Origin of the sequence: Kitasatospora sp. NPDC059327 (genome assembly GCF_042752535.1) — a bacterium.
Classification (GTDB): domain Bacteria; phylum Actinomycetota; class Actinomycetes; order Streptomycetales; family Streptomycetaceae; genus Kitasatospora.
Genome location: NZ_JBHYYB010000177.1, coordinates 1 through 10,486, shown reverse-complemented (window position 1 = coordinate 10,486; position 10,486 = coordinate 1). Strand labels below are relative to the sequence as shown.

General features: G+C 76.0%; 6 protein-coding genes and 1 pseudogene. 4 read left to right on the top strand and 3 right to left on the bottom strand.

Annotated features, from left to right (window positions below):
* Window positions 1–387 precede the first annotated feature (387 nt).
* Window positions 388–999: a DUF6431 domain-containing protein gene (locus ACFXHB_RS43245; protein ID WP_380582484.1), complete on the bottom strand. Its 612-nt coding sequence runs from the start codon at window positions 997–999 to the stop codon at window positions 388–390.
* A 183-nt stretch (window positions 1,000–1,182) separates the two neighbouring features.
* Here ACFXHB_RS43245 and ACFXHB_RS43240 point away from each other — a divergent pair, with 183 nt between their 5' ends.
* Window positions 1,183–1,605, top strand: a complete 423-nt coding sequence (locus tag ACFXHB_RS43240) for a hypothetical protein (protein ID WP_380582482.1) — start codon at window positions 1,183–1,185, stop codon at window positions 1,603–1,605.
* A gap of 114 nt (window positions 1,606–1,719) precedes the next feature.
* Here ACFXHB_RS43240 and ACFXHB_RS43235 read toward each other — a convergent pair whose 3' ends face one another.
* Together ACFXHB_RS43235 and ACFXHB_RS43230 are read right to left on the bottom strand one after the other, a co-directional pair.
* Window positions 1,720–2,148 (bottom strand): hypothetical protein, encoded by a 429-nt coding sequence (locus tag ACFXHB_RS43235; RefSeq protein WP_380582480.1) that lies wholly within the window; start codon window positions 2,146–2,148, stop codon window positions 1,720–1,722.
* Complete coding sequence (locus tag ACFXHB_RS43230) at window positions 2,148–2,729, bottom strand: hypothetical protein (protein WP_380582478.1); 582 nt, start codon at window positions 2,727–2,729, stop codon at window positions 2,148–2,150. Before ACFXHB_RS43230 ends, ACFXHB_RS43235 begins: the two co-directional genes overlap by 1 nt.
* A gap of 375 nt (window positions 2,730–3,104) precedes the next feature.
* Between ACFXHB_RS43230 and mobF the strand changes: the two genes are divergently transcribed.
* The 3 genes and pseudogenes from mobF to ACFXHB_RS43215 form a co-directional block, all read left to right on the top strand.
* Window positions 3,105–7,919, top strand: a complete 4,815-nt coding sequence (gene mobF, locus ACFXHB_RS43225; RefSeq protein WP_380582476.1) for a MobF family relaxase — start codon at window positions 3,105–3,107, stop codon at window positions 7,917–7,919.
* A 220-nt stretch (window positions 7,920–8,139) separates the two neighbouring features.
* Window positions 8,140–10,023 carry a hypothetical protein gene (locus tag ACFXHB_RS43220; RefSeq protein WP_380582474.1) on the top strand — a complete coding sequence of 628 codons (1,884 nt, stop codon included), beginning with the start codon at window positions 8,140–8,142 and terminating at the stop codon, window positions 10,021–10,023.
* Window positions 10,020–10,307: pseudogene (locus tag ACFXHB_RS43215) on the top strand (WhiB family transcriptional regulator); the annotation flags it as partial. The gene ACFXHB_RS43220 and the pseudogene ACFXHB_RS43215, both read left to right, overlap by 4 nt.
* Window positions 10,308–10,486: the final 179 nt, after the last annotated feature.

Genomic DNA, 10,486 nt, shown 5'->3' with positions numbered 1-10,486 from the left:
TCGAGGACCTGGGCCGGGCTGGACGGCGCCTGCGGGGGCGGTGATCGGTCGGGTGAACCCGGTGTTCTTCAAGATCCCCGACAGCATCAGGTACTGACACCGGACGCCTGGACAAGCCCCCGCCCCTGCCTGCTGCTCACCGTCTCCTGGGGTGCCATCGACCTCCACGCCCTGTGGTCCGGCACTGAAAATGCCGACCAGCAGGGCGCTCACCATGCCGATGACCTTCCGGCCGAACCGGACACCGTCATGAGCAAGGTGTCGCTCATCGTCGGCACGGTGTCGCATGTGTGCGTACGGAAGTGGCCCGGTGGAGGGCTCACCGGGCGGTCGGGCGGCTCAGGGGCGGTGCGAGGGCAGGCGGGGGCCGGGAACGGCGCCGACGGTTCAGCCCGGCGGGGCCACGGCCAGCAGTCGGCCGCGCGTCAGGACGGCGATCCGCGGCCAGAGTCCGTGGTGCTCGACGCCCAGGCGGCCGCCGGCAGCCAGCGCGGCGGCGATCAGGGCCTCAACGGCGGAGGCGAGCGGGTCCGGCCGGTCCAGCGTCGGCAGGGTTGCCGGGTCGAGCGCCACAACGGCCTGGACGCCCACGGTCCACAGCTGGTGGGCCGAGCGTCTGGCTCGCCGGAGCCAGCCGCGCACGGTGCCGTCCGGCGCGCCGAGCTCAGCGGCGATCGGCCGGTGACCGCGCCCGCGCGCCGCGCCGACCAGGGCCTGGCCCACGAACTGGACCGTGTATGCCCGGCCAGGCAGCAGGGCGGCGTCGAGCACGACGTGTGTGGCCCGGCAGGCGGTGCACCGGGCGCGGTCCGGACGCACGGTCAGCAGCTGGCCGCCGAGGTCGCGCACAGTCCGGCTCCTGGCCCGGCCCCAGGGCTGCAGCGTGCCGCCGCAGTCCGGACAGCGCAGCATCCGGCGGGCCAGCGCCCGCCGGGCCGCCACCGCGTCCAGCACCTCGATCGACGTCCATCCCGTCAGGCTCCGGCCTGGCCACCGCACCCAGAAAGGGTCGGCCGGTGTTGCACCCTCGCTGCCGACGACCCGTCAGCGCAACCCGGACCACCCGGCCACGGAGACCGGCACCGCGCGACACCACCCGGTCCGCCACCCGCCACCCACCTCGGACTTCACCTTCATCGGCAAGGTGCCGCCCCAAACGAACGCCGAACCAGCCGAACCTCATTGGCACGCTCAACGCCCGATCCGCGCCCGCGACATCGGCATGGTGAGCGTCGCCCAACACACGCCCACCGCCAGCCCCTCGCCGCCCCGAAGCGGCTGCCCGCCCGCCTGCCCGCCCGCCTGGCCGGCCGCTGGCTGCGCCGCCGCCCCGCCGACCGTGACCTCGCCGTCCCCGGCCAGCACCGGCTCGGCCCCTGGGTCCTCTCCCGCCACCGCGGTGCCCGCAACCCGACGCTGTGGCGACTGCCCGAGTGGGACTGCGCCCGCCACGCCCCCGACGACAACGGCGACTGGACGACCCCCGCGTCCGGGCCCCGACACCTCCCGTGCTCCTGCCCGCGCCACTCCCGCTGGCTGGAGATCGCCCTCGCACCCGCCGGCCCCGACCTCCCACAGGCACCGGGCGAGGAACCCTCGCTCTGACCCGCCCCGTACCGCCCGCCGCCCCGGCAGCGACACGATCCAAGGCTCGCCCCGCTCTCCACGCCACCACGCGCGAGAGCGGGGCGGGCCTTCCGTCGTCCCCGGGATCCGCCGTCAGGTCCCAGGCAGGCGCCGCATCCACGGCGCCGCAGGACCACCCGGCCCCGCCCCGGCCGGTCCGGACGGGGGAGCGCCGGGCCCCGGCGGCCCGGCCGGCGGATACCCACCGCCGCCCGGCCATCCCACCGCGCCCTGCCACGCCACCGGAACCTCCTGCGGCACGGCCCCGTCGACGACCGCTCCCGTCCACCGGCCCGGCACCGCCACCGCGACCTGGAACGCCAGCCGCACCGAGGCATCCACGACCACGCTGGTGTTCTCACCCACCAGCACCACCCTCTCCCGCCCTGCCACCTTCCGGTACGACACCAGCCGCATCCCGTGGACCAGCGGACCGTCCGCCCCTTCCTCCACCACCTCGAACGCACCCCCCAGCCACGTCGGATCCAGCTCACCGGCCGTCACCTCCGACACCTGGGCCATCACCGCACCCCCGACACGCCGTCAACCGGATTCGGCACCGCAGGGCCGCCGCCGTGACCCGCCCCGCCCACCAGGGGCCGCACAGCCACCGGGCCGCCACCCGCCGCCGCCGAGCCCCCGGATGCCACCCGAACCCCCCGCCCCCGCCCGGGCCCGTCGCCGCCCCCCGCCCGCTGCGCCCCGCCAGCCGGCTGCTCACCACGCGCAGGCACCGCCGCGTTCCCGGACGCCTTCACGTGCCCGACCAGCCGCCGCAGCTCACCCACGTCCACCCCCAGCCGGTCCGCGACCTCGTCCTCCCGCACCGCCACCCCCCGCACCTGAAGGCCCCGCATCCGGGCCGCCACCACCGCCCCCGCCTCCCATCCCTCGCGCCGCGCCCGCTCCCGCGCCGCCTCCAGCCTCTCGATCTGCTCGTCGATGCCCTCCACCGTCGCAGCGGTCCGCTCCTGGAATGTCAGGAACTCCTCCGCCCCCTCCAACAGCGCCAGGTCCCGGGCCTCGTACTCGCTGCGCAACTCCCGCGCCCGCCGCCGGGCCGCCATCGACCCCACGGCCTTGCGCTGGACCCCCTTCGCCATGACCATCCCGCCTCTCTCACTCACTCGCACCCAACGGCGCGATCGGGGAACCTGCGTCGCCCCCCGGAACGATCGAACCCGGGCGCCGCGCCGACCATCAGGCAACCCGCTGCCACCCCCGCCCGGGAAGTCCGCGCCCCGTCAGATCCCGCCAGGCGGGATCCTGCCAACCCGCCGCGCGGGCACTTCCCACCCGGGGCCCGCGCCCCACCCGCGCGGCCGTCGTCATGCCTGCGGCCTGCGACAACGTCTCCCGGTGGCGGCCTGTGGCCTGGCTGGGCACCAGGGTGTGCCCAGCCACCGGGGCCCGGGGTAGGAGGTCAAGTTCCTGACAGCTCTTGCATCTGCGAACGGCCGGGGCGGACTCTGGCGCCCATGACGGTGGACTGGGGGAAGACCACGCCGGGGGACGGCTACCGCTACTTCATGCGCCAGATCACCAGCGGTGACGATCCGCGCCCCCGCGGTCGGGACCTGGCCGAGCACCAGGCGGCCCTTCAGGTGCCGCCCGGGCGGTGGACGGGGCGAGCCTCAGCACTCCTCGGCGTGGCGGGTGAGGTGACGGAGGCGCAGATGCGGGCCCTGTTCGGTGAGGGACTGCACCCTCGGGCGGACGAGATCATCGCCGAGCAGCTGCGCGCCGGGGCGACGGTGCGCCAGGCACAGCGGGCGGCCCGCCTGGGCGCCGGCTTCTATCAGTTCGGGCAGAAGCCGACCGCCCTCGCCACGGCGATCGAGGAGCGGACCAAGGCGTGGGAGAAGGACGCCGGGCGATCCGCGACCGACAGCGTGCGCCGCGCGCTGCGCCGCCAGGTCGGTGCTGTGGCCTTCCGCGCCGAGTACGAGCGGGACCCGGCCGGCGGCACCGAACTGCACCACTACATCACCCGCCGCACCCGGCCCCCGCGCCAGCCCGTGGCCGCGTTCCACCCGGTGTTCCGCCCGCCCAAGTCGGTCAGCCTGCTGTGGGCGCTGGGCGACGAGGACGTGCGGGCCGCCGTCGAGAAGGCCCACGAGGAGGCGATCGCCACCACCCTGGCGTGGATCGAGGACAACGCGCTGGCCACCCGCACCGGGCCCGGCGGCGTGGCCCAGCACGACGTGACCGGCGGCCTGGTGGCAGCGCAGTTCCGGCACTTCGACTCCCGGTGCGGCGACGCGCTGCTGCACGATCACGTGCTGATCGCCAACAAGGTGCAGGGCCCGGACGGGCGGTGGCGCACCATCGACGGCCGGCTGCTGCTGGCGCAGGCTGTCGCCGCCTCCGAGCTCTACAACGCGCAGGTCCTGCGCCGCGCCTGCACCGCTCTGGACCTGGTGGTGGTCGAGCGCCAGCTCGAGGAAGGGCGGCGCCCGGTGATGGAGATCGCGGGCATCAGCGCGGAGCTGATCGACGCGAACTCCGCCCGCACCCGGGCCATACTCGCCCAGCTGCCCCGGCTGCTCGCCGCCTACCGGGCCGAGCACGGCAAGGAGCCCTCCCTGCCGGCGCGGATCGCCCTGATGCGCCGAGCGACCTTGGAGACCCGACCGGCCAAGAAGTCCGCAGCCCCGCTCGCGGTGCTGCGCGAGGGCTGGCAGCTGGGGGTTGCCGCCGCGTTCGGCCGGCCCCTGGTCGACAATCTGCTGGCGAATGCCCGCAGGGTGGCCCGTGACGTGCGCCGCGACAAGGGACCGCCGCCCCGACTGGACGTCGCAGTGGCCGCCCGCGAGGTGGTGGCCACCGTCTCCCTGCACCGCGCCGTCTTCGGCAAGCGGCACCTGCTGGCCGAGGCCCACCGTCACGTCACCGCCGCCACTTTGGGCCGAGGCGGTGAGGGGTGGGCCGAAGCCATCACCGAGCATGCTCTGGCGCGGCTGTGCCTGGACCTCACGCCGCCCGACATCAACCCCGCCTTCGCGCCGCTGCGGCGCGCGGACGGCACCAGCGTCTACCGACGCCGCGGCGCCGAGCTGTACACCACCCCGGCGATCCTGGCGGCGGAGGACCGCATCGTCGCCGCCGCCCGAGCCCGACTCACCCCCGCCTGCCTGCTGCGGACGTTCGAGAAGGCGGCGGCCCGCCACAAGGGCCCGCTCGACGCCGGGCAGCGCGCCATGGCGAAAGCGTTCGCCACCTCCGAGCGGGCGCTGGCTGCCGCGATCGGACCGGCCGGCGCCGGCAAGACCACCGCGCTGCGCCTGGCCGCGGACGCCATCACCGCCGCCGGCCGCACCACCGTGGCGCTCGCCCCCTCCGCCCGCGCCGCCCACGTCATGGCCGAGGAACTCGGGCGTCCCGCCCACACCCTCCACTCCTGGCTGCGCCGCCAGCGTCTCGCGGATGCCGGCAAACTCGTCCTGCCGCGCGCCGAGCGCCTGCGCAAGGGCGACGTCATCATCGTGGACGAGGCCGGCATGGCCGCCACCACCCAGCTCGCCGTGATCGTGCGCCGCGCCGCGAAGGCAGGCGCCCACGTGCGCCTGATCGGCGACCCCGCGCAGCTCGCCGCCGTCGAAGCCGGCGGCGTACTGCGGCTGCTGCAGACGGAGGTCGGCGCCGTCCACCTCACCGCCGTGCACCGCTTCCGCCACCCCGAGGAGGCGGGCGCCTCCCTCACACTGCGCGACGGCGACCCGGGCGAGGCGTTCACCTGGTACCGCCGGCAGGGCCGCGTGCAGGGCGGCACCACGTCCGCCATGGCGGACGCCGTCTTCACCGCCTGGCGCACCGACCTCACCGCCGGACGCACCCCGCTGATGACCGCCCCCGACCGCGACCTCGTCGCAACTCTCAACCGCCGCGCCCAGAAGTGGCGGATGGAACGCGGCCAACTCCTGGCCCCCTCACGCTGGCGCCCGAGCCCCGCCCGGCTGCGCGACGGCCACCGCGCGCACGTCGGCGACCTCGTCGTCACCCGGCGAAACCAACGCAGCCTGGTCTGCCGCGGTGGGAAGGACTTCGTCAAGAACGGCGACGTGTGGGCGATCGAGCGCTACACCCCCGCCGGCGACGCCGTCATCCGCCACACTCGGCATCGCGGCCGCCTCACCCTGCCCGCCGACTACCTGCGCGAGCACTGCGAGCTCGGCTACGCCTCCACCATCCACCGCGCCCAGGGCATGACGGTCACCCGCTCCCACGCTCTTCTCACCACCCGCACCTCCCGCGAGGCCGCCTACGTCGCCGCCACCCGCGGCCGCACCGGCAACCACCTCTACATCGCCCTCGAGAACGACCAGACCCTCGACCAGGCCCTCCTGCGGATCGCCACCTACAGCAGCTTCGCGCCCTCCGCCCGCCAGACCATCCGCACCGAACAGGAACGCGCCTGGGGCATCCGGCAGCTGACCGCCGAGTACGCCGACGCCACCGAAAAGGCCACCCGGCTGCGCTACGCCGCCGCCGCCCGCGCCGCGCTCGGCCCGGCCGCCGAACCGCTGGTCGCCGACGAAGCGTTCACCGCCATCGTCAACGCACTCGGGCGCGCGGAGAAAGCCGGCTTCACCCCCGAACGCATCCTGGCCGCCGCCCACCAGGAGGGCACCCTGACCGGAGTGGACGTGCCCGGCGCCGTCCTGGCCTGGCGCATCGACCGCCGCCTCGCCACCGCCCGCGCCGCCGAAGCCCACGCGGAGGCCGACCCCCACCCGAACGCCCGCCTGCTGCGCACCCTCGCCGGCGACCAACTGCAGCGCATCGCCGCCCTCGCGGAGCAGCACCGCGCCCGCGCCCTGGACGAACTGCACGCCGCCGACGCCCAGGCCGCCGTCGTTCCCCGCCCGGTCACCGCCCGCGGCCGCCGCCACCCGCCCTGGCCCCAGCGCCCGTACGGCACGTTCACCGCCGCCCAGCTCGCCGAGCGCCTGCGCGCGGGGCGCCGTGCCGCGCTGCGAGCCGCCGACGAAGGCGACCACCGGGCGGAGCTCGCCGCCGTCGAGGACCTGGTGCGCCTGCGCGGTGAGCAGGCACTGCGCCGCGCGATGCCGTGGCGTGACCGGTCCCGGGAGGACTACCAGCGCGCCCGGCCCGGCTCCCCGGCCGCCGCGCCGGACCCCGCCGCCGCGGCGGCACAGGACGCCGAGCGGGCCCGGACCCGCGACCAGGCGGCCCGGGAGGCCTGGCAGCGGGCCGAGGCCGTCACCGCCCGCGTGGGCGCGGAGCGGAACCTGCGCCGACTGCTGCCCGACCGGCCGCCCACCGGCGGCGACGCCGCTGATCTGCCCGACTGGCTCACCCCCACCGCCGCCATCGACGACCCGCACACCCCCGACAACTGGCGGCGCCACCTCACCGAGCGCCGCGACGTCGTCGACCGCCAACTCGCCGCCCGCGGCGCCCAACTCGCCGCCGACATTCCCGCCTGGACCGCGCCGCTCGGACCCCTCCCGCCCCCCGAGGCCGGCCGCGCCCTGCGTGCGCGATGGGAGCGCACCGCGGCCCTCACCGACGCCTGGCGCACCCTCCACCAGGTACCCGCCCACGTGCCGGGGCTGGGCCCGAAGCCCGAGGCCGAGCAGCACGCCGCCGCCTGGAGTGCCCTCGAGGAGCGGATCCGCGCCCTGCACCACCGCGCCCGCACCGCCCACCAGCCCCACCCCGGACCGCCGTCCGAGCAACTCACCCGCCAGGCCCTCGAGCAACTCGCCCGACTGCGACTGCTGCGCGGCCGCCAGGCCCCCGACCCGGCGGTGCGGCCCGATCCGCCGGCCCCCGCCACCCCCGCCGTGGCCGGGCCTGCCGGCCGCCGCGCTCCCGTGCCCATCCTGCTGCCCCGCGCCGAACGCCTCGGCCAGGACGCCCTTGCCGCGACCCTCGCCGGACAGGCAGCACCCGAGGAGTGGATCGAGCAGATCCCCGCCCCCGACGAGGACGACACCGCCCAGCAACACCTCTACCGGCGCCTGGTCACAGCCGTCGCCGACTGGCGGCTGCACCAGAACGTCACCGGCACGGACCCGCTCGGCCCGCCCCCCGAGAACGATCGAGCCACCGAGTGGCAGCACCTGTCGAAGGCCCTCGACCTCTACCGCACCGCCCGCATCACCGACCGCCTGCAACTGCTGCGCGTGCGCCGCGAGGCCGACCGCGAACGCCTTCAGGCTGCCGCCGAGCAGGCCGCCCAAGCCGGGCCCGGCACCCCGCCGCGCCGGTCACCCGCCTCCAAACCCTCCCGCCCGCGCCGCCCCGGCGGCAGTCGCCGCAGGTGAGGCCCGCCCGTCGGACGGTGCCTGATTCCGCCAGATGGGAGGGGCGGGCCACCGCTCCCGCCCACCGGGACCGGAGCGCCGTAGCGATTGTCCCCGCCCGCGGCGCCCGCGCACGCTCGCCTTCCCGACTCCATCCGATCCCGCCACCAGAAAGAGAGGCAGGCCGTTGGCCCCGCCCCCGCCCCCGCCCCCGCCCCCGCCCCCGCCGCCGTCCGAGCCCGTGCAGTACGCGCTTGCCAGCGTCTACACCGACCCCTACCTCGGCGGAACGTACGGGCCCTCGCTGCTGACCTCCGACCCGGCCACCGCCGCGCACTTCTTCCTCGACACCGACCGCCTCGGCCACCTGGAGGTCACGGCGCACGCCACCGACGACGACGGCGCCCTGACGCCGAGCAGGCCGGGCGACATCGTGCGCCGGGCGCTCGCGGAACTGCCTCAGGACGACGCGCGCCGCGACACGCTGCGCACGGCGCAGGCCGACTGGCTCGAGGACCGCCTGTGGCAGCCTCAGGACGAGCCGTCCGACGCGGCGCCCGACGGTCCGAACTGGATTCGCGCCGGGAGCGCCTGGGGCGCGGCGTTCACCACACTGCCCGGCGCCGACGTGCTCGCCGAACTCGCCTCGCACTACCCGGGAGCCCAGGAGCAGCACGCGTCGCTGGTGATGTCGGCTCTGCGTACCGCCCGCGCCGTCCGGCGGGCCGCCGGCCCCGTCGGTGAGGACGACCGGCCGCTGCTCGTCGCGAACCTGCGGATCCTGAACTCCTCCTGGCCGGCACGCCAGGAACCGGCCGTCCTCGCCGCGGCCACCTGGTATCTGGAGCGACTGGCCGACCTCGACCCGCTCACCGCGCGGCCTCCCGCCGACCTCACCGACGACCAGCGGGCCCGCTGGCGCGAGGCCGCCGTCGACCTGCAGCGTGACCTCCTCGTCCTGGCCCCGCACCTTCGTGCGGGCCGGATCGAGGCGTTCACCACCGGCGTGCGCACCGAACCCGCCGAACAGGAACCGGACCAAGTCACCCCCGCCGGCGGGGCGGACCGGCGGCGTCTGGACACCGCCCTCGCCGGGGCCCTGGACCACCTGCCGTTGGACGGGGAGGTGCGCGAGAGAGTGGGAAGCGCCGCCGCCCGAGTCCTCCAGCCGCCCCAGCCCCTGCCACTGCCCGGCCAGCCCGCCGGCGACGCCGACGCGGCTCTCCACTGGCGCCGCCGGGTGCCCTCCGCGCGGCGAGCGGCCGAGGACGCGGACGCGACCCTCACCAGCGCCTACACCTACGTGGCCCAGGCCGGCCGCGAGGCCGGCGAAGGCCGCTGGTCCTTGGCCGACCGGGGCAGCACCGCTCTCGCGCGCACCCTGGCCGCCGAGACCACCGGACGGCACGCCGTGCTTGGGCGCCTGCTCGCCCTCGCCGCCGCCGAACGCGCCGCAAGCGACCACGAGCCGCACTTGCACACACTCGCGGCCACCGCCGCCCAAGCGGTCCGGTCCGAGGCCCAGGCCCTGGACCTGCGCCCGATGGAGGTCCACTTCGCCGAGCAGGCCGCCTACACGGCGACCTTCGACGCCGCCCGTTCCCTTCTGGACGAGGCCCTCGGCGAGCAGCGCGTCGCGGCGCGGGCCACCATCGCCGCGCACTACCCCCGACCCGACCACCGCCTGGCCGACCAAGTCGCCGCCGGCATCGACGACCAGGCCGTCGCCCGCGCGCAGAACGCCGTCCTCGTCCTGGGCCGCGAACTGGACGACCTCCTCGCCCAGGACCGCAACCCAGCCAGACGACTACGGCCCACCGCCGAGCAGATCACCCAGGCACGCACCCGCTATGACGCGGCCCGCCAGAGCTTCAACGACATCGTCGACAAGGACAGACCCGCCACGGTGGCGGCGCTGAGGGCCCTGCGCGCGGTGATGGACCTGCCCGCACCGCCCCCGCCGAGCGACGGCGCCGACCGCCTGACCCGCCACCGCCGCCAGCTCACCGAGCGCCTCACCGGCGCCCCGCCGGCCGCCGCCGCCACAACACCGGGGCCCCGCCCCGCCCGGGACCAGCCCCTGCGGGAGACCCGTCCCGCCGCCGTGAAGCGAGGAATGCGATGAACCCTCCCGAAGCCTCCCAAACCCCGCGGCGCGACTGGCTGGACCGCGCCCTGTGCGGCGAAGAGGACCCGGATCTGTTCTTCCCCGTCGGCAACCGGGGCCCGGCCCTGCTGCAGATCGACGAGGCCAAGGCAGTGTGCGGGCACTGCCCGGTACGCGCCGAATGCCTACTCTGGGCCCTGCAGACCAACCAGGAATCCGGGGTGTGGGGAGGCGTCAGCGAGGACGAACTGCGCGCCATCCACCGCCGAGCCGCCCGGGCCCGTCACAACAGCAAGGACGCCAACGGCGCCAAGGACCCCGACCACCAGGGGCCGCGCCAATGCGAGCCCTCTCCCACAGCCGCGTTCGCCAAGGTCTAGGTATAGAACTGCTGGACGTTGGTGACACATGGATCTCCGACTACGACGGAGTCCTGTCATGCCCCCTTCGCAGCAACAGCAGCAGGACCGCCAGGCCCAGC

Bases quoted from the DNA above. Each gene is read 5' to 3' on its own strand.
- ACFXHB_RS43235 (WP_380582480.1), bottom strand. From the start codon at position 2,148: ATGGCCCAGGTGTCGGAGGTGACGGCCGGTGAGCTGGATCCGACGTGG.
- ACFXHB_RS43230 (WP_380582478.1), bottom strand. From the start codon at position 2,729: ATGGCGAAGGGGGTCCAGCGCAAGGCCGTGGGGTCGATGGCGGCCCGG.
- mobF (WP_380582476.1), top strand. From the start codon at position 3,105: ATGACGGTGGACTGGGGGAAGACCACGCCGGGGGACGGCTACCGCTAC.